Genomic DNA, 17,141 nt, shown 5'->3' with positions numbered 1-17,141 from the left:
CAAAGAAGATTATGACAGTTATATTAGCGAGTGTAGCAGTATTCTTAACCTTAATTTTGTTGCTGGTTGTTATATTATTATCAGCCAAAGCAAAATTATCGCCTTCGGGACCAGTTAAGATTAATGTGAATGGTGAAGAAGATTTAGAAGTAGATTCAGGTTCTACGTTGTTAACCACTTTGAGTGATAATAAATTGTTTTTACCTTCTGCCTGTGGAGGTGGTGGCACCTGCGTTCAATGCAAGTGTATCGTAAAAGATGGAGGTGGTGCTATTTTGCCAACCGAAGAACCACACTTTACAAGAAAGGAAATTGCTGAGGGCTGGAGACTTGGTTGTCAGGTGAAAGTCAAACAAGACATGAAAATTGAGATTCCTGAAGAAGTCTTCGGAATCAAAAAATGGCAAGCGACTGTCGTTTCAAATTATAACGTGGCTTCATTTATCAAGGAATTTATTGTTGAAATTCCTGAAGACATGGATTACAAGGCCGGGGGTTATATCCAGATTGAAGTTCCTCCCTGCGAAGTGAAATTTGAAGATATGGATATCACTGCTCATCCAGAAGAGCATCCGGATGAAGAGGATAAATTCAAAACCGAGTGGGATAACTTTAAATTATGGCCGCTTGTGATGAAAAATACCGAAACCGTGGAGAGAGCGTATTCTATGGCTTCCTATCCGGCAGAAGGTAAACGCGTCATGCTTAATGTACGTATTGCTACGCCTCCTTTCGACAGAGCTAAAGGAGACTGGATGGATGTAAATCCTGGGGTGGCTTCCTCTTATATCTTTGGCTGTAAAGAAGGAGATAAAGTAACCATCTCCGGACCTTACGGAGAATTTTTTATCAACGAAAGCGAAGCGGAAATGCTTTATGTTGGTGGTGGTGCTGGTATGGCTCCAATGCGTTCTCACTTATACCATTTATTCAGAACTCTTCAAACCGGTAGAAAAGTAACCTTCTGGTACGGAGGTCGTTCAAAGCGTGAATTGTTTTATACCGAGCATTTTAGAGCATTAGAAAGGGATTTTCCAAACTTTAAATTCTATCTCGCGCTATCCGAACCTCAGGAGGAGGATAACTGGAAAGTTAAAGATGGACTTGACGGAGAAGGTGATGGCTTTGTAGGCTTCATTCACCAATGTGTGATCGATAATTATTTAAGTCATCATGAAGAGCCTGAAGATATTGAATTGTATTTCTGTGGACCTCCACTGATGAACCAGGCCGTTCAAAAAATGGGAGAAGATTTTGGAATTCCCGATGAAAACATCAGATTTGATGACTTTGGAGGATAAGATATAGTAAATGAACCAAACCCAAACACTCCTTGTTTGGGTTTTTTTATCTCTAAAACCTATGGGATTACTCACAGAGCAGCAACTTCACAATCTTGCTATGAATGTTGTTGGAAAAGATTTGGAAGACATGGGGTATGAATTTTTGGCAGTTAACAGTAAAAAGTCAAGAAATCCACAGTTTGTAGCCACGAAAGATAAACAGCTCATTTTTGTTGTAGTTCGCGCCGTCAAATATCCGGAAAACCCTGTTTTATACAATGAGGAACTCATGCAAAAAGTTGCTAAGCATGCTGCCACTCACAATGCCAAAACCTTTTATGCCGGAGTTGGTATTGCCAACTCGGTGAGTTATGATCTTCCTGTAGATTCAGAAGAGGACTATATTTTAAATTATTCAGAATTAATTGAAATCAAATAAAGTCAATTGATTAAAATAATCTTTAAACACAGGGTTTTGGGATCAGTTTAATTCACCAAAGCTTGCAGGTGACCACAAAATCATAAAAGTAAGTGCATGAAATATTTATTAGTATTATTATTTAGCTTTTTTCTCGCTTCCTGCGACGATTCCCCTGATGTAAAAGCACTCCAGGGTAATGCATTAGGCACAACCTATACCATCAAATATTTTTCCAGTGAAGCATCTATTCGGCCTTCTGATATCAGTTCGCTTTTGGATATAATCAATGCCTCTATGAGCACGTATATTCCGGATTCAGATATTTCCAACATCAATGCTGGCGATACGTCTATAGTGGTCGACAATCATTTTCAAAGCGTTTTCAGAGCCTCTAAACGTATATATGAAGATACTGGAGGGTATTTTGATCCCAGTGTCGGCTTGCTGGTGAATGCTTATGGTTTTGGACCGGGCGGTTATTCTGAAGAAGTCACGGATCAGGATATCGATTCCCTTTTTCAATTCGTTGGTTTTGAAAGCATAAACTTGACTGAGATGAACAGGATTGAATCATCAAAATCAACTTTATACCTAGATTTTAATGCCATCGCTAAGGGGTATACAGTAGATATGTTCGGAGATTATCTGGAATCTAAAGGTTCAGAAAATTATCTGGTAGAAATTGGTGGTGAAGTGAAAGTACAGGGAAGCAACCTCGAAAGCAATAGTCCATGGGTCATCGGAATAGAATTGCCCCTTGAGGATGGTTCCAGAGAAATAAAATACGGAGTTAAACTTTATGATGAATCTCTGGCTACTTCTGGAAATTACAGAAAATTCAGAGTGGATGCTGAAACGGGTCAGAAATATGTTCATACGATTAATCCTAAAACGGGAAAATCACAGAAAACCGATATCCTCTCTGCATCAGTTATTGCTGAAACCTGCACCGATGCGGATGCTTATGCCACCGCTTTCATGGCGATGGGATTTGAGAAGTCAATGGAATTTCTTAGCTCTAACCAAGACCTGCAGGTTATTTTCATTTACAGTGATAAGAGTGGAAATCAAAAAACCTACATCTCGGAGAAACTTCAGGATTCTGTCGAAGAATTTTAGGCAGGTTTAAAACAGACAGGAATTATTTCACCCTTTTGCAAACGGTAATAATCAATTTCAGAATCTTTCATTTCTGAAGTCAAATCGACTGCTTTAACTTTAAAACCAATAGATCTCAGCTTATCAAAAAAATCGCGACCATAAATTCTTAGGTGGTCATACTGCCCGAAAATTTTTGCCCTTTCTTTGGGGTCGATGACGGAGTCGTCTTCAAATGTTGTTGCTCTGTTGAGGTCCTGGGGAATTTGAAGAATAGCCATGCCTTGAGGTTTGAGTATCCTGTACAGCTCTTTCATAGCTTTTGCATCGTCCTTGATATGTTCGAGGACATGGTTGCAAATGATGGTGTCAAAGCTATTATCTTCAAAAGGTAAGTCACATATATCAGCTTTAACATCTGCGATAGGAGAATTGAGATCTGTAGTGGTGTACTCCAGATTTTTTAAGTTTTTAAATCTTTTGTAAAACGCCTGTTCTGGGGCAAAATGAAGCACTTTCTGAGGACGAGTGAAAAAATCAGTCTGTTGCTGAAGATATAGCCAAAGCAGGCGGTGTCTTTCTAGCGAAAGGGTGGAAGGGCTAAGCACATTGGATCTTTGGTTTTCATAGCCATAAGGCAAAAACTTTGAAAAGGTCTTTCCATCAATGGGATCTTTATAGGCTTTTCCTCTGTAAGCCAACACAAGCATAGGTCTTAATAGTAAGCTGACTTTAATCAAAAAAGGCCTTGGAAATACATTGAGTAATACTTGAAAAGGGGATTTCAAAATGTTTAAATATGAAGTTTGATGATTGAATTAAATCCTAAATTGCCCGGTTTTAGCATATTATCTGCAGCCTTACAGGTGGAAAAGCATACAAAAGAAACAATTTTACTGTTTTATCTTCTGTTTTCTTCCGATAAAAAAATATAAAATCGCACCCAGGAAGTTGGTAAATAAAACGATTAAGACCCAAACGACTTTATTGTTGCCGGTAAACTCACTTCTGGCTATGTCTATCAAAGCCAATAAAGTGATTATTAAAATAACTATAAATGTTACGATTATAATGGCCTGCAAGGTTCCTATCATTTCGTTATATTTTAAATCTGTATTCCTTTAAACATTTCTGCCTATAAATTTCAGTGCAAGAGCCAAATGAGCACTCTGGCATTAAAATTACAGTTTATTTTCCTAAATCGCAGAAAAAGTTTCGCCATTTGGGCCATCATTTTCGATCATAGCAGGTTCGAGGGCGCCGGGTAAAACTTCATCTACCGAATGATCTGCAAATTCGCCTCCCAAATCTGTTGATATCCATTGCGGATCTAGGGAGTTGATTCTCACCCCCGTTCCTTCCAGTTTCACGGCAAGGTCAATACTAATCTTTGAGGCCGCCCACTTTGAGGCGCTGTAAGGCAATAATTCAGGCTGATCCTTTATTCCTGAAACCAAATTAATGACTCTGCCAAAACCATTTTCTATCATTTTAGGCATAAACGCACCGCATAGCTTGTAAACGCTCAGAACATTGACCTTCATGCTTTCCATCCAATCCTCCCACAGGTGATCCCAGAAGTCTTCCCTGTAGCTCGTCATTATCGCGGCATTGTTATATAAGATGTCAATCGAGATCTCCAGATTATTCACCTGTTCTATCAGCATTTCTATGCCTTCCTTTTCAGACAATTCACCGTGGACAGTGTAGGTATTCACCTTATAAGGCTTTAGAAGATTAAGCGTTTCCTCGCAATGTTCAGGTTTTCTGCCGTGTACAATCACATGACATCCTTTTTCGGCAAGACCCAGGGCTATTTGCTGCCCGATTCCCCGGGAGGATCCTGTAACAAGTGCATTTTTATTTTTTATATCGATCATGACTTTAGATTTTATCTTTAAAATAAGGATATTTATCAATTTAGACAAAGGAATATTTGCAAATAATTCAAACTAATGAATAACTATTTTGATTCAATGTCGTGGATTGGAAAGCTTAACTTTAAAGTGCTTTCAGTTTTTTTTAGAGAAAAGTAAAACTGAAGAAAGAGTGATTCAAAACGGACACATGTTCTGAGCGCAAGTTTGAGAAGGAATTCAAGTATTTTAAAAAGTGCCCAGAGCGGGAGTCGAACCCGCACGCCCTAATGGACACATGGCCCTCAACCATGCCTGTCTACCAGTTCCAGCACCTGGGCATTATTATTGTAAATATAAGCTTAATTCAATTTATTCGTGCATTGAAGACAATACGTCAAAGCTTATAAAAGTTAAGGCGGGAATTAAAGGTGATCTGGCTGGGGCTCACTTCGATTCCTATATTTATCGGAACTCAGTATAAACGTCTCGCCCAGCGAGATTTCTCTTTAAAATTTGTGATCTGGCTGGGGCTCGAACCCAGGACCCTCTCCTTAAAAGGGAGATGCTCTACCAACTGAGCTACCAGATCTCTGTATAATTAAGAACTTAATTTCAATAAAAAAAACCCGTGTTGAGCATGGGAATTCGTATGATCCGACTGGGGGCTTACCGATGTTTCGCTTTAGCTTCCATCGGGACAGGCTTTTCGTCCAACGCGAACCTTATTAAAATTTGTGATCTGGCTGGGGCTCGAACCCAGGACCCTCTCCTTAAAAGGGAGATGCTCTACCAACTGAGCTACCAGATCTAATGCGTCTTTTTGCGGGTGCAAATATAATACCTTCCTTCGTTTTATCAAGTAAAAATAAATTAAATTTGAAACATTTTTAATTTGTTCAAAAGCGGGAATTTATGAAGGTTGTTTTATTAGGATATATGGGTGTAGGAAAGTCAACTTTAGGTCGGCTTTTAGCTAAGACTTTTGACTTGAGATTTATCGATCTCGATGCTTACATCGAAAGCAAAGAACAGCTTACAATACCAGAAGTGTTCCAGAAAAAAGGTGAAATCTATTTTCGAAAAGCAGAATCTCTGGCCTTGCACGAGATCATTTCAAAAGAAGACAACTTTGTTTTATCCCTGGGTGGGGGTACCCCCGTTTATGGAAATAACATGCAGAACATCATGGAAGCTCCAGGAGTTGCATCGGTCTACCTGAAACTCAATATACAAACCTTAGTGGACAGGCTTTTTCTTCAGAGAGAATTTAGACCGCTTATTTCACATTATGAGGATAAAAATGAATTTGAGGAATTTGTAAGAAAGCATCTTTTTGAAAGACAGCAGTTTTATTTTATGGCGGATCATGTACTGGACCTTTCAGGTAAGAATGCCTCTGATAGTTTAGAAGATTTGATTCAGGTTATGAATCAAAATACCTAAATCAGCTCTGCTTTAGCAGGACTTTCAAAATTCACCTCAACTCTTTCATTGAGTGAAGTCGATAAAGAAATACCTTTATAGTCAGCTTTGATGGGGTAATTTTTATGATTCCTGTCTACCAGGACAGCTGTTTTAAACTGCTTTAAGGGAACCTCCAGAAAATGTTTTGCGGCAAACATGAGGGTAGACCCCGTGTTTAAAACATCGTCAACTAAAATTAAACTTTTGTTTTTATAAGCTGAAGGCTCTACAGAGACTTCAATCGATTGTAATGGGTTTTTCTTGTCGAGTTTAACGCTGGCCAGAACCATAGTTTTATCAGACAATTTCTTTATCTCTTCAGAAATCAATGCCGCAAGAGTAGCTCCATTCTCCTTAATGCCGGCGATTACGATCTTCTCGTCTTCCAGACAAGTTTCCAGAATTTGCAAAGCAATCCGCTTGACTTTAATTTTGATATCTTCTTCAGATAAGATTAAGGTAGGTTCTGTTTTCATTTTATTCATCTATGTCGTCTTTCGTGTTTTCTTTGAGATCATCCAGCTCTCGTCTGTCTTTTTTAGTAGGTCTGCCTGCTCCTTTTTTTCTGTAGTACTCTTGAGAATACTTTAGCAAGTCAAGTTTTTCGAGGTTTTCCTTCGGGGTAATATCAAGGCAATAAATGTTCGCTAATTTGGCGCCAACCCTGGATTTTGGCAGATCTAAGACTTCGATTTGATAATGGATTTGATTTTTTCTAATTTCAATCTTATCGGTTGGATAGACATTCCGCGAAGGCTTTACCGATTCTCCTTTTATTTTGACATGACCTTTCTTGCAGGCATTGCTGGCAATGCTTCTGGTTTTAAAGTATCTCACGGCCCACAAGTATTTATCTACTCTCATCAAAATCGAATTTATTCTTCAGCAAAAATAGAAGAAAATCGTATCTTGCGGCAAAAATTACAGTTAAATGAAAATACAAAATCTAGTTTTAATTTTTATTCTTATCCTTATCGTTTCTTGTAGTTCTGATGATGATGGAGATGTTACTACGGTAGTTATTAGAGACGTGGAAGAAGTGAAAGTTGAAAACATGGAACAAATTCAGACTTTCCTGGAAACCCATTATTATGAACTTGTAGATAATCCACAAAACCCAAATTTCCAAAGCATTGTATATAAAGAGATAGGCGAAAATGATACTGATAAACAAGCAGTACTGGACTCTGAATTTTTAAAGTCAAAAACTGTATCTCAACTGGGAACAGAATATACTTTATACTATCTGCAAATACGAGAAGGAGCCGAAGCTGTAAGAAATACAACTTTCGCAGATTCTGTATTAGTCACCTATAACGGATTTGCAATGACTGATAAGGAAGTATTTGATAATGCACCTAATCCAATTTGGTTCGATTTAAGAAATAATATAATTGGATTCTATGAAGTAATGGATGAGTTTAGAGGATCTACAGGCGTTATGCTAAATCCAGACGGAACGGTTTCATTTGATGATAATTTTGGAGTAGGTTCTGTTTTTATTCCTTCTGGCTTAGCCTATTTTTCTGCTCCACCTTCCGGATCCGGAATTTCTCCTTACGAGCCAATTGTTTTTAATTTTCAATTGTATAAATCTATTGAAACCGATCATGATAGAGACGGAGTTCCTTCTTGGATGGAAGATGTCAATGGAAATAGACGCCTCAATGACGATGATACTGATGAAGATAGAATCCCCAATTTTGGAGATCAAGATGATGATGGCGATGGTGTTCCAACACGAGAAGAGGTCAATTTAGACGAAGATGGCAATCTTATTCTACCTCTACCTGATTCCAATGGCAATGGTACTCCCGATTATTTGGATGCGACTTTTCCGGCATAGAGCCTGATATATATATATATATATACTTTAGTTAAATCAAAGAGCCCTTAAATTTAATTTAAGGGCTCTTTGATTTAAATGTATTGCTAATTAGATACTTCTTTCCGTATCAAAATTTTCCAGATATTCTTTCATTCTTTGAATGAATTGTCCTCCTAGAGCACCATTTACTACTCTGTGGTCATAACTGTGAGACAAGAACATTTTGTGACGAATACCTATAAAATCACCTTCGGGAGTTTCTATAACGGCCGGCACTTTTCTGATGGCACCTAAAGCCAGTATTCCAACTTGGGGTTGGTTGATGATTGGGGTTCCCATCACACTCCCAAACGTCCCTACATTGGTCACCGTGTAAGTGCCGCCTTGTGTTTCGTCGGGTTTTAATTTCCCATTTCTAGCTCTTCCGGCAAGGTCATTTACTTTTTTGGCCATGCCCAGTAAGTTGAGTTGATCCGCATCTCTTATCACAGGTACAATCAAATTACCGTCTGGTAATGCTGCCGCCATGCCAAGATTGATATGTTTTTTCATCACAATCTTATCTCCATCAACTGATATGTTGATTTTCGGGAAGTCTTTTATGGTTTTGGCAACTGCTTCCATAAAAATAGGAGTGAAGGTTAACTTTTCACCCTCTCTTTTCTGAAATGCATTTTTATGTTTATTTCTCCAATTCCAAATATTTGTAACATCTACTTCTATGAAAGACTGAACATGGGCAGAAGTCTGTGTACTAGCAATCATATGGCTAGAAATCAATTTACCCATTCTGCTCATTTCTATCACTTCATCTTCAGCGTTTATATTTACTGGAGTGTTTACCTTTGGAGCAGGAGAAGCTTTTGCTTGAGGAGCAGAAGGTGTTTCTCCTAAAGATGTTTCCGTTCTGGTTTTTTGCGAAGTGCTCGCGCCGTCTTTTTTATCCTTGACATAGGCCAGAATATCATCTTTGGTAACCCTATCGTCAAGACCAGTGCCTTTTATACTTTCTAATTCTTCTGGAGAGACGTTTTCCTGACGTGCAATATTTTTGACAAGCGGGGAATAAAACCGCTTAGAATCAGAATAACTTGAGGCGCTGTCAGCAGTTGTTTTTGCCTGATTCACGCTTTCTTCCACCATCGAAGCAGCTTCTTCAGCCGCTTTGGTCTCAGCTGTTACATCGGTTTCAGTTTCGTCTGAAGCATCGTCATCCTCTCCGTCTCCATCTACTTCAATAATAGCGACAACCTCACCAACTTTTACGACATCGTCCACCTCAAACAGCTTTTCAACCAAAACCCCATCGTATTCACTGGGAACTTCAGAATCTACTTTATCGGTTGCAATTTCTAGAACTGCTTCATCAGCTTCGATACTGTCGCCAACTTCTTTTAACCAACTGGTAATGGTTGCTTCTGCAACACTCTCACCCATCTTGGGTAGTTTTAATTCTTTTTTTGCCATATGTTCAACCTAAAAGGTGTTTTTCAGTTTTAGTTTGCAAATTTAGTAAAATTAAGCCAGTTATATTCCTAAGTTCTTATCTTCTTAACTAAGATCAATAACCTCACCTTTTACGTATTTGCTTTCGCTGCCTATCATGAAATTATAATTTCTGGGTTTTATTCTGAAAACATTATTCCTAGATTTTAAATCCACGATCGTTTTTATGCAGTCTCTGTATTCAATTTGATCCGCATCCATTACGATTAGAGTATCTTTTGTAGTGGTACTGATTCTCGATATTAAATTAATTTCTAGACTGACTTTGGTTTCCAACTTGTTTTTTAGACTTTTATCTTTTGAAATTAAGTAAACTTTTTTAAAGTTTTGTTTATTAGGTTTGATAGATTTTAGTTTCATTTTTTCAAAAACCATGGAGAGTTTAAGACTTTGCTTAACCAGTTTAAAGGAGTTTGTATAATTTTTGAAATGTTTTTTGTAAAAAATATACATGGCATTAAAAAAATTTTTGAGGTATTCCTGGTCTTTGGTGGTGCTTTCTCCTTTATAATGCAAGACTTTAGATTCTCCGAAATAATAATTTTGAAAACCCGCTTTATGGATTCTATAACTCAAATCAATATCTTCACCGTACATAAAATAGTCTTCATCGAAACCTCCAATATCTTGGAATAAATGGGTTTCCATAAACATAAACGCTCCTACTAGAATATCTGTTGGACCATTCTCATCTTTTTTTAAATCAAAATTATAGTAGGAAGAAGAATTGCCAAGTAATTTTTTTATTGCAACCCTGGGTATGGGAATATTTCGCTTGCTTTCTTCTAAAAACTCACCTGTACCATCCACAAGCTGTACTCCTATAGCCCCTGGGTTTTCCAGTTCCTGATGATACTTAAACAATTTAGTAAAACAATCTTCAGGGACTACGGTATCTGGGTTCAGGATACACAGATATTCTCCTTTAGCTTTTTTTACACCTTTATTATTTCCTTTTGAAAAACCAGAGTTTTCTGTATTTCTAATTAAATTGACCTCAGTAAAGTTTTGCTTAACTAACTCACAACTTTTGTCTGCCGAATTATTATCTATAACTATTATTTCAGCATCTATACTTTCTATTGCCTTAGTTACGCTATCCAAGCACAGCATCAGATGTTGAGGAACCTTATAGTTTAAGATGATAACAGAAAGTTTCAAGCCGTCAGTTTTTTAATGAATTTTCGAAAGGAACTCTCTGTAATATACTTCTTCCTAAAGTAATTTCATCTGCATATTCCAGTTCGTCACCTATAGAAATACCTCTTGCAATGGTAGAAGTTTTTAAAGCATATTCAGAAGCTTGAATCTGTTTGTATATATAAAAATTGGTCGTATCGCCTTCCATGGTACTGCTTAAGGCGAAAATAACTTCGTTAACATGTCCTGCTTTTATTTTGGCTACCAAACTTTCTATATTGAGTTGTTGAGGCCCAACACCATCCATCGGGCTTATTTTACCTCCTAAAACGTGATAAATACCCTTGTATTGTTCCGTGTTTTCTATAGCCATAACATCCCTTATGTCTTCAACTACGCAAATCATGCTTTGATCTCTTGTCTGATCTTTGCAAATACCGCACAAGTCATGGTCTGAGATGTTATGGCAACTTTTACATTGCCTGGCTTTGGTTTTAAGGTCTACCAATGCTGTAGCCAGATCTGTGGTTTGGGATTGCGGCTGTTTCAATAAATGCAGCGCCAGCCTAAGGGCTGTGCGTTTACCTATTCCTGGTAATAAAGCAATTTCTTCAATTGCTTTTTCAAGATACTTTGATGAAAACTCCATACCGGGCTAAAATACAATTTTGAGTTTTAGTTTTATTAAAATCTTAAGGAAACATTTGTATTTTCGCCAGCCAAACTTAGACTATGCAAGCTTATCAAATTCTACTCCTGGTTCTGGCTTATTTTGTGGTTCTGATCTTTATTTCCTTTTTGACCAATAAAAGTGGAAGTAACTCTGAGTTTTTTCAAGCCAATAAGCAGTCTCCTTGGTATTTAGTAGCCTTTGGGATGATTGGTGCCTCGCTAAGTGGTGTAACGTTTATTTCCATTCCTGGTACCGTAGCCTTTAGCAGTTTTAGTTATTTTCAGGTTGTTCTTGGTTATACTATTGGTTACGCTGTGATAAGTCTTGTGCTGTTACCCTTGTATTACAGATTGAATCTGACGTCTATTTACACCTATCTAGATACTCGATTTGGTAATCGAGCTTATAAAACCGGGGCATCTTATTTTATACTTTCTCGCATTGTTGGTGCTAGCTTTAGATTGTTTTTAGTAGCAAATGTGCTTCAGCTCATCGTTTTTGATGCACTTGGAATCCCCTATTATGCCACGGTAAGCATTACTATTTTATTGATTTGGCTCTATACCTTCAGGAGTGGAATTAAAACGATTGTTTGGACAGATACGCTTCAGACTCTGTTTATGCTTATCGCTTTAGGAATCTCTATTTATTTTATTTCAGATGCGCTTCAAATTGAGGACCTGTGGAGCTATCTGGGTACTCATGATAATTTTAAAATCTTCTTTTTTGAAGATTATAAGAGCTCAGATTTCTTTTTTAAGCAGTTTATATCAGGGATGTTTATCGCTATTGTGATGACCGGGCTCGATCAGGATATGATGCAAAAGAACTTGACTTGCAGAACATTGAAAGATGCTCAGAAAAATATTTTCTGGTTTACTCTGGTCCTTACTGTTGTCAATTTTTTGTTTTTACTCTTAGGTCTTTTGCTAACCGATTATGCAGACCTAATCGGGATTACAGAAACAAGAGACGATTTGTTTCCTGCGGTGGCCACATCTGGTGTGTTAGGAATAGCTGTAGCTGTTACCTTTATCTTGGGGCTTATTGCTGCCGCCTATTCTAGTGCAGACTCTGCACTTACTTCGCTTACAACCTCTGTAAGTATAGATATTTTAAATATTCAGGAAAGGTACTCTGAAGCTTCACAGACGAAAGTTAGAAAATACATTCACATCCTTATTTCATTCGTGCTTATTGGCGTGATGATGGTTTTTAAATATGCCATTGAAGACAAGAGCGTCATCAACAAATTATTTGAATTTGCGGGTTATACCTATGGACCACTTTTAGGACTTTATGCCTTTGGTTTGTTTACAAAATGGCGAGTAAAAGATTACTGGATACCACTAGTGGCCATAATTTCACCAGTCTTGTCCTATGTGATAAGCAGCTTAAGCTTGTCCTATTTGAACTTTGAATTTGGTTTCTTTATTCTGATTTTGAATGGCCTGCTTACCTTTCTAGGACTCATACTGATCCGTGGCCAGAAGTACGAGAGTACAAGCGTTTAAAGTTTCGATCCCAGAGTCTTCAAGCCTATGCTGCAGGTCTGGATTTTCTGTACCAGGATTGAATATGACACGGCTAGGATTCAGTTCAATTAAAAAGGCCGTGTAATGTTTTTGATGCTGAGGATTGATGTAAAGCGTCACGGTGTCTACATCCAGACTCGATAAAACTTCAGTTTGAATTTCAACACCTTCCACCTTTCCTTTTTGTTTTCCCAAAGCAACAACTTCGTGGCCTTTTTGTAGTAAAGCCCGAATTGCTTTATAAGCATACCTGGCTGGATTTTCTGAGGCGCCGATGACTAAAGTTCTTTTTTTCATAATTTTAATAGGTTTTATTTCTAAGGTTTCGGGTTGATTATCAAAGTGTTAAAGTCTGTTAATTGTCGTAACAAAAAATGTTTTTTAGCGTTTATATAAATAAAGATATTGCTTGGATTAGCCTCTAGTAAATTGGTTTTTTAAAAAAAAGGCAGTCAGATCGATTGCCTTTTTTAGTTTAAAATTATCTGATCTCCTTTTTGAAGTTTCAGCTCATTGACAACACCTGCATTAACTTCAAGTACATAGCGTGAAGGAACATCAGAACTGATTAAATCCTCAGAAAAGGGAAGTGTATTTAAATTGAAATCTACAATTTCCATGTTTTTATCCAAATAAATCAAATCCAGAGGAATATAGGTGTTCTTCATATAAAACGAAGGCCTGGCCGCTTCATTGTTATATATAAAAAGCATGCCTTGATTTGATAGCATTTGTTTTCTGTGCATTAGACCAGTTTCTTTTTCGTAATCAGTTTCAGCCAGTTCAATCTCAAAAACAGGGGCAATAGTATCATTCCCCTGAATAAACCTCAGAAGCGTATCTTTTTTAAATTCGAACTCCAAGGAGAGGTCTTTATGTTGATTCTGCCTGGATTGACAGGACAAAATCAAAAACACAAAGACTAAGGCTAAAAAATATTTAAGCTGTTTCATTTGGCCCTTTCATTCGAAAAATAAATGATTGCAAGCCCAATAACAATCATAGGCAAGCTCAGCAGTTGTCCGGTATTAAACAACCAATCAGCCCGTTCAGCCACCTGAGGTTCCTTAACATATTCAACGAAGAAACGAATGGTCCAAAGCAAGGTAAAAAAGATTCCGAAGAGAACCCCTTTTTTCTCTTTCAATTTGGTTTTCCAGAACAGCAAGGATAAAATTCCGAAGAGGATTAAATAACAAACAGACTCGTATAGCTGCGCGGGATGTCTTGGGAAGCTTTCTCCCAACTGAACAAAAACAACCCCAAAATCGGAGTTGGTTGCCTTACCGACGATTTCAGAATTTAAAAAATTTCCAATCCTGACAAAGACAGCCCCAAAAGCAACGGGTATAGTGATCCGATCTAAAATCCAAAAAATGGATTTCTCAGTCACATTTTTGCTATAGAAATACATGCCTATGGCAATCCCTATAGCCGCTCCGTGACTGGCAAGTCCCCGAAACCCTGTAAATTCAATCTCTGGTACAAAACTAATGGGCAGAAAAATAGACAGAGGATCTTCGAGAAATAATTCGGGCTGATAAAAAATCACATGGCCAAGTCTCGCTCCCACTAAGGTTGAAAGAATGGTATAGATGAGAAGTTTATCGAGTTTTTCTAAGGAAACACCTTCAGAGATGAAGATTTGTTTTGTAATGTAAAACCCAGCTCCAAAAGCTATGAGAAACATTAGGCTGTAATATCTCAACGTAAAAATACCTAAATCGATTCCCAGTGAAGGGTCCCATTGAATGGCTTGGAACATGCTTAAATTATTTAGTTGCTAATATACAGATTATTGAAACTTTCAATTCGTTTCTGAATGTTTTTTAGGTGGAGGAACCGGATCATATCCGGATTTTCCCCAAGGGTGACATTTCGAAATTCGAATTACACTTAAGTAAAAGCCTTGGAAGACTCCATGAGTTTTGAAGGCTTCTAAAGCATAGTGTGAACAGGTGGGCTGAAACCTGCAGTTGGAACCTAGAAAGGGAGATAGAATCCACTGATAAATCTTGATAAACATCACAAAAGGAAAAATCAAAATGCGTCGCCACATGGCTTAGGAATGTATCTGAAAAGTTGTACCGGTTTTACCGTCTTTGAGCTCAACATTCATATCCAAGAGTTTATCTCTGATTTTGTCACTGGTGTCAAAATCTTTGTTGAGTCTAGCGTGACTTCTCATGTCAATTAAAAACTGAATCAGCTCTTCAAAATCATTAGTACTGCCTGTTGTTTTGGAATTTTCTCCAGGATCTTCAAGTCCCATGACTTCAAAAATAAAGTCTTTCATGGTTGTAATCAATACATCAATACTTTGCTGATTCAGATTAAGCTTGCCTGCTTTTGCTAAATTAATTTGCTTAACCGCTTCAAACAAATGAGCAATGAGAATAGGACTGTTGAAGTCGTCATTCATAGCTTCATAGCATTTATCTTTCCAGGCGCTAACATCAAAATCAGAACTATCTGAAGCTTTGATAGTTTCCAGTGTAGTTAAACTCTCCATCAATTTGTTGAATCCTTTTTCTGCAGCAGCCAAAGCTTCATCAGAAAAGTCAAGTATACTTCGATAGTTGGCTTGGAGCATAAAAAATCTTACCACAGGAGGGGTATAGGATTTTGATAAATTTTCATTTTCACCCGTAAACAGTTCTCTGGGCAAAATATTATTACCCGTACTTTTGGACATCTTTTTGCCGTTGAGTGTCAGCATATTGGCATGCATCCAATAATTCACGGGATCTTTGCCATTTGAAGCCTGTCCCTGAGCAATTTCACATTCGTGGTGTGGAAACTTCAAATCCATTCCACCACCATGAATATCGAATTGTTCGCCAAGGTATTTGGAACTCATGACCGTACATTCTAAATGCCAACCAGGAAAACCAACTCCCCAGGGTGAAGTCCAGCGCATGATGTGCTGTGGCTCTGCTTTTTTCCAAAGGGCAAAATCTTGTGGATTTTTCTTGTCAGTTTGTCCAGACAACTCTCTGGTATTGGAAATAAGGTCTTCAATTTTTCTACCGCTAAGTTTTCCGTAATGTTGCGATTCGTGGTATTTCATCACGTCGAAGTACACATTGCCATCGACTTCATAAGCCAGACCTTTGTCAATAATGGTCTTTATAGTTTCAATCTGTTCAATGATATGACCGGTTGCCGTAGGCTCAATGCTAGGAGGAAGGTTGTTGAATTTTTCAAGAATTTGATGAAAATCCACACTGTATTTTTGAACCACTTCCATGGGTTCAATTTCCATAAGTTTAGCTTTTTTCGCTATACGGTCTTCACCTTCTTCGCCGTCGTTTTCTAAGTGTCCGGCGTCAGTAATATTTCTAACGTATCTAACTTTATAGCCCAGATGCTTTAAGTAACGAAAAACCAAATCAAAAGAAATAAACGTTCTGCAATTTCCCAAATGCACATTGCTATACACCGTGGGTCCGCAGACGTACATGCCGATATAACCTTCAGTCAGTGGTTGAAAGATTTCTTTTTCTCCGGAAATGGAATTATAAATCTTTAAAGATTGGTGCTCGTATAAAGCCATTAGTTAAAATTTAGTGTCCATATTGACATAGCTGAGAAGTTCTTTTCTCACATTTTCATCTTTAAATTTTCCTCCAAATTCGCTGGTTACCGTGCTGCTTTCAATGTCATTAATTCCACGGCTGTTGACGCATAGGTGTTTGGCGTCAATAATACAAGCTACATCTTCGGTGTCTAGAGCATTTTGTAGCTCTTTTACAATTTGCATGGTTAGCCTTTCCTGGACTTGAGGCCGATTTGCATAATAATTGACGATTCGATTCATTTTGGAAAGTCCCACAACTCTGCCGCTGGAAATATAGGCCACATGAGCCCGACCTACGATAGGCAGAAGATGATGTTCGCAAGTAGAATATACAGTGATATTTTTTTCTACGAGCATCTCGCCGTATTTGTAGTTGTTTTCGAATGTAGAGGCTTTAGGTTTTTTCGCAGGATCAAGACCTCCAAAAATCTCGTTAACATACATCTTGGCCACCCGTTTAGGTGTACCCATCAAACTGTCATCTGTCATATCCATACCCAAGGTATGCATGATTTCATGAACATGGCCTTTTATCTTTTCAATCTTTTCATCTTCTGTCATATCAAAAGCATCCTCTCTTACAGGGTTTTCGTAAGAAGTAGCAATATGATTATCACCGATTTCATCGATCAGCTTTTTTTGTTTTTGTTCGGACATTTTTTTAAAAAATTAGTGGCAGCAAAGATAGCTTTTTTGTGCTTTTCGTAGTCGCAAGATGACTCTTTATCAGCTTTTCATAAATAAATTAACTAAG

Annotated in this window: 20 protein-coding genes and 3 tRNA genes; 6 read left to right on the top strand and 17 right to left on the bottom strand. The window is 37.8% G+C overall.

Annotation, left to right across the window (positions count from 1 at the left end; translation table 11 throughout):
- Positions 1-11 precede the first annotated feature (11 nt).
- The 3 genes from nqrF to BLP81_RS05055 all read left to right on the top strand — a co-directional run bounded on the left by nqrF (position 12) and on the right by BLP81_RS05055 (position 2,823).
- Positions 12-1,301: an NADH:ubiquinone reductase (Na(+)-transporting) subunit F gene (gene nqrF / locus BLP81_RS05065; RefSeq protein WP_093366512.1), complete on the top strand. Its 1,290-nt coding sequence runs from the start codon at positions 12-14 to the stop codon at positions 1,299-1,301.
- A gap of 61 nt (positions 1,302-1,362) precedes the next feature.
- Complete coding sequence (locus BLP81_RS05060; protein WP_093366890.1) at positions 1,363-1,722, top strand: Na(+)-translocating NADH-quinone reductase subunit F; 360 nt, start codon at positions 1,363-1,365, stop codon at positions 1,720-1,722.
- Between the two features lie 96 nt (positions 1,723-1,818).
- Positions 1,819-2,823, top strand: coding sequence for an FAD:protein FMN transferase (locus tag BLP81_RS05055; RefSeq protein WP_093366510.1), 1,005 nt, complete (start codon positions 1,819-1,821; stop codon positions 2,821-2,823).
- On the opposite strand, the gene BLP81_RS05050 is transcribed toward BLP81_RS05055, so the two are convergent.
- The 6 genes from BLP81_RS05050 to BLP81_RS05025 all read right to left on the bottom strand — a co-directional run bounded on the left by BLP81_RS05050 (position 2,820) and on the right by BLP81_RS05025 (position 5,469).
- Positions 2,820-3,590 carry a class I SAM-dependent methyltransferase gene (locus BLP81_RS05050; protein WP_093366507.1) on the bottom strand — a complete coding sequence of 257 codons (771 nt, stop codon included), beginning with the start codon at positions 3,588-3,590 and terminating at the stop codon, positions 2,820-2,822. The genes BLP81_RS05055 and BLP81_RS05050 overlap by 4 nt on opposite strands.
- A 105-nt stretch (positions 3,591-3,695) precedes the next feature.
- Positions 3,696-3,896, bottom strand: a complete 201-nt coding sequence (locus BLP81_RS05045; protein WP_093366505.1) for a PLDc N-terminal domain-containing protein — start codon at positions 3,894-3,896, stop codon at positions 3,696-3,698.
- A gap of 102 nt (positions 3,897-3,998) precedes the next feature.
- Complete coding sequence (locus BLP81_RS05040) at positions 3,999-4,682, bottom strand: SDR family NAD(P)-dependent oxidoreductase (protein WP_093366502.1); 684 nt, start codon at positions 4,680-4,682, stop codon at positions 3,999-4,001.
- Positions 4,683-4,915: 233 nt separating this feature from the next.
- A tRNA-Leu gene (locus BLP81_RS05035) sits at positions 4,916-4,999 on the bottom strand.
- Between the two features lie 178 nt (positions 5,000-5,177).
- Positions 5,178-5,250: transfer RNA gene (locus BLP81_RS05030), tRNA-Lys, on the bottom strand.
- Between the two features lie 146 nt (positions 5,251-5,396).
- Positions 5,397-5,469, bottom strand: a tRNA-Lys gene (locus BLP81_RS05025).
- 104 nt (positions 5,470-5,573) lie between these two features.
- On the opposite strand from BLP81_RS05025, the gene BLP81_RS05020 reads away from it, so the two are divergent.
- The gene (locus tag BLP81_RS05020; RefSeq protein WP_093366498.1) at positions 5,574-6,104 is read left to right on the top strand and encodes a shikimate kinase; all 531 of its coding nucleotides are present in this window, start codon (positions 5,574-5,576) and stop codon (positions 6,102-6,104) included.
- Here the strand turns inward: BLP81_RS05020 and BLP81_RS05015 are convergent.
- On the bottom strand, positions 6,101-6,601 hold the full coding sequence (locus tag BLP81_RS05015; RefSeq protein WP_093366887.1) for a phosphoribosyltransferase family protein: 501 nt from the start codon (positions 6,599-6,601) through the stop codon (positions 6,101-6,103). The two genes, BLP81_RS05020 and BLP81_RS05015, sit on opposite strands and share 4 nt — an antisense overlap.
- Before the next feature lies 1 nt (position 6,602).
- Positions 6,603-6,989: an RNA-binding S4 domain-containing protein gene (locus tag BLP81_RS05010; protein ID WP_093366495.1), complete on the bottom strand. Its 387-nt coding sequence runs from the start codon at positions 6,987-6,989 to the stop codon at positions 6,603-6,605.
- Between the two features lie 67 nt (positions 6,990-7,056).
- Between BLP81_RS05010 and BLP81_RS05005 the strand changes: the two genes are divergently transcribed.
- Positions 7,057-7,971 carry an FKBP-type peptidyl-prolyl cis-trans isomerase gene (locus BLP81_RS05005; protein WP_093366491.1) on the top strand — a complete coding sequence of 305 codons (915 nt, stop codon included), beginning with the start codon at positions 7,057-7,059 and terminating at the stop codon, positions 7,969-7,971.
- 90 nt (positions 7,972-8,061) lie between these two features.
- Here the strand turns inward: BLP81_RS05005 and BLP81_RS05000 are convergent, their stop codons facing one another.
- The 3 genes from BLP81_RS05000 to recR all read right to left on the bottom strand — a co-directional run bounded on the left by BLP81_RS05000 (position 8,062) and on the right by recR (position 11,248).
- Positions 8,062-9,420 carry a dihydrolipoamide acetyltransferase family protein gene (locus BLP81_RS05000; protein ID WP_093366487.1) on the bottom strand — a complete coding sequence of 453 codons (1,359 nt, stop codon included), beginning with the start codon at positions 9,418-9,420 and terminating at the stop codon, positions 8,062-8,064.
- An 84-nt stretch (positions 9,421-9,504) separates the two neighbouring features.
- Complete coding sequence (locus tag BLP81_RS04995; RefSeq protein ID WP_093366484.1) at positions 9,505-10,620, bottom strand: glycosyltransferase family 2 protein; 1,116 nt, start codon at positions 10,618-10,620, stop codon at positions 9,505-9,507.
- Positions 10,621-10,624: 4 nt separating this feature from the next.
- On the bottom strand, positions 10,625-11,248 hold the full coding sequence (gene recR / locus BLP81_RS04990) for a recombination mediator RecR (protein ID WP_093366481.1): 624 nt from the start codon (positions 11,246-11,248) through the stop codon (positions 10,625-10,627).
- Between the two features lie 83 nt (positions 11,249-11,331).
- Between recR and BLP81_RS04985 the strand changes: the two genes are divergently transcribed.
- Positions 11,332-12,786: a sodium:solute symporter gene (locus tag BLP81_RS04985; protein WP_093366478.1), complete on the top strand. Its 1,455-nt coding sequence runs from the start codon at positions 11,332-11,334 to the stop codon at positions 12,784-12,786.
- Here BLP81_RS04985 and BLP81_RS04980 read toward each other — a convergent pair.
- From BLP81_RS04980 to folE, 6 genes are all read right to left on the bottom strand, one after another.
- Entirely contained in the window at positions 12,736-13,104 is a 369-nt protein-coding gene (locus BLP81_RS04980; RefSeq protein ID WP_093366475.1) for a CoA-binding protein, read from the bottom strand. The two genes, BLP81_RS04985 and BLP81_RS04980, sit on opposite strands and share 51 nt — an antisense overlap.
- 173 nt (positions 13,105-13,277) lie before the next feature.
- Positions 13,278-13,760 carry a DUF192 domain-containing protein gene (locus BLP81_RS04975; RefSeq protein WP_093366472.1) on the bottom strand — a complete coding sequence of 161 codons (483 nt, stop codon included), beginning with the start codon at positions 13,758-13,760 and terminating at the stop codon, positions 13,278-13,280.
- On the bottom strand, positions 13,757-14,572 hold the full coding sequence (lgt, locus tag BLP81_RS04970) for a prolipoprotein diacylglyceryl transferase (protein WP_093366468.1): 816 nt from the start codon (positions 14,570-14,572) through the stop codon (positions 13,757-13,759). The genes BLP81_RS04975 and lgt overlap by 4 nt, the downstream gene beginning before the upstream one ends.
- A 42-nt stretch (positions 14,573-14,614) precedes the next feature.
- Entirely contained in the window at positions 14,615-14,866 is a 252-nt protein-coding gene (yidD, locus tag BLP81_RS04965; protein WP_093366464.1) for a membrane protein insertion efficiency factor YidD, read from the bottom strand.
- Between the two features lie 3 nt (positions 14,867-14,869).
- Positions 14,870-16,363, bottom strand: coding sequence for a cysteine--tRNA ligase (gene cysS, locus BLP81_RS04960; RefSeq protein WP_093366461.1), 1,494 nt, complete (start codon positions 16,361-16,363; stop codon positions 14,870-14,872).
- A 3-nt stretch (positions 16,364-16,366) separates the two neighbouring features.
- Complete coding sequence (gene folE / locus BLP81_RS04955; protein WP_093366457.1) at positions 16,367-17,044, bottom strand: GTP cyclohydrolase I FolE; 678 nt, start codon at positions 17,042-17,044, stop codon at positions 16,367-16,369.
- Between the last annotated feature and the right edge of the window lie 97 nt (positions 17,045-17,141).

Origin of the sequence: Psychroflexus sediminis (assembly GCF_900099815.1) — a bacterium.
GTDB classification, from domain to species: Bacteria; Bacteroidota; Bacteroidia; order Flavobacteriales; family Flavobacteriaceae; genus Psychroflexus; species Psychroflexus sediminis.
The sequence above is the reverse complement of the archived record's forward strand: the minus strand, read 5'-3'. Positions and strand labels throughout refer to the sequence as shown.